The sequence below is a fragment of the Stenotrophomonas maltophilia group sp. RNC7 genome (genome assembly GCF_030910085.1).
Lineage (GTDB): Bacteria > Pseudomonadota > Gammaproteobacteria > Xanthomonadales > Xanthomonadaceae > Stenotrophomonas > Stenotrophomonas sepilia.
Genome location: NZ_JAVFVN010000830.1, coordinates 1 through 1,190 on the forward strand (window position 1 = coordinate 1; position 1,190 = coordinate 1,190).

A 1,190-nucleotide genomic window follows, 5' to 3' on the forward strand; every position below is an offset into this window, starting at 1 on the left:
GCATTAATATCTCTTATAATTGAATTGTATGCCTCAATTGTCATTAGAGAATTAGAAGAGGGAATATTTCGTAAATCACTCCTTTTATATTTTTTTAAATAATTAACTGCAGTATCTCTTATCTCGCGTCCCGCAGCATCAAGCTGTTCAAAAAGTTTAGTTGCTTTCTTCTCTAGTTTAGTCGCTAATTGTATGTCATTAAATAAAAAATCCTTGTTGAGATAACTTAATACTAAACACACTTCTTGTAGCTTTTTAAGGTAAATTGGACCATTTATTAATAGGCGGTTTTTGTTTGCATTTATATCTTTTTCTATTAAAATTAAATCTTTTTGAATTTCCTGTGCGTATTCTTCTAAAAATGAGGCTTTGGATTGCACTTTGTTTTTTATCATGTTATTCCCTCCCACTAGATAAAGTTTATTTATAAAGCCAAATTAATAAGGCTGTAACAATAATCCAAAAAGGCATTACAAATATTAATCCCCAAAAAACTCCTTTAAAAAATTTAATTTCAGTATATGGATTCATTTCAAAATCATTTAAAAATGAGGCTTTGGATTGCACTTTATTTTTTAACATTATTTTTCCTCCCAATGGATTTGTAATTTATAGAATCAACTGTTTTGTATTTCTGCAATGAATTTGTTGAATTCAGGAAAGATTTCATGAGTAATAATGTTGAAGTTTGAAGTATAACAATAATTTTTTGCTGCAATTAAATCTATCTCGATTATGTTAATTTTCTCTTGATCTTCAATCATTGAAGGGAAAATATTAAAAATTCCCCTTTGTTGACTTGGGAGCAGTGTTTCAAAAAAGTAATGTTGAAATTTGTCTGTCACATTACTTATTTCATAATGTCTCTCTAGAACGGTAATAATGGTAGCTATATCCCATTTTTTAGCTATAAATTTGTTTTTTTCAAGGCATAGAAGAATGCAGCCTATTATTATAATTAAATGTGACGTACCATATTTACTCTCAATAAAGATGGAATTCTTCACATCACTGTGAGAGGCGAGTTTATAAATATTCCTGGTCCCCAAATTAATTACCTCCCTTATTAATTTCAAAAATGATAAAGAAACTAACGTTTTGATAAGAGTAATTGTCCCTCATAATATTCATGAAGTCTTTTTTGTAGTCTACTAATAGGTTCTAACTGTGTATCAGTAACTTTACCGTTA

3 protein-coding genes are annotated in these 1,190 nt (G+C 28.5%); all 3 read right to left on the bottom strand.

Features of this window, described 5'->3' with window-relative positions; translation table 11 throughout:
• Positions 1-395: hypothetical protein (locus RCF13_RS20085; protein WP_308141493.1), on the bottom strand; the 395-nt coding region annotated here is incomplete at its 3' end.
• Between the two features lie 25 nt (positions 396-420).
• The gene (locus tag RCF13_RS20090; protein ID WP_195862649.1) at positions 421-582 is read right to left on the bottom strand and encodes a hypothetical protein; all 162 of its coding nucleotides are present in this window, start codon (positions 580-582) and stop codon (positions 421-423) included.
• Positions 583-617: 35 nt separating this feature from the next.
• A complete protein-coding gene (locus RCF13_RS20095) occupies positions 618-1,007 on the bottom strand; it encodes a hypothetical protein (RefSeq protein ID WP_308141494.1) in 390 nt (129 codons plus the stop codon).
• Between the last annotated feature and the right edge of the window lie 183 nt (positions 1,008-1,190).

Excerpts from the sequence above, each read along its gene's own strand:
- RCF13_RS20090 (WP_195862649.1), bottom strand. The coding sequence starts at position 582 with ATGTTAAAAAATAAAGTGCAATCCAAAGCCTCATTTTTAAATGATTTT.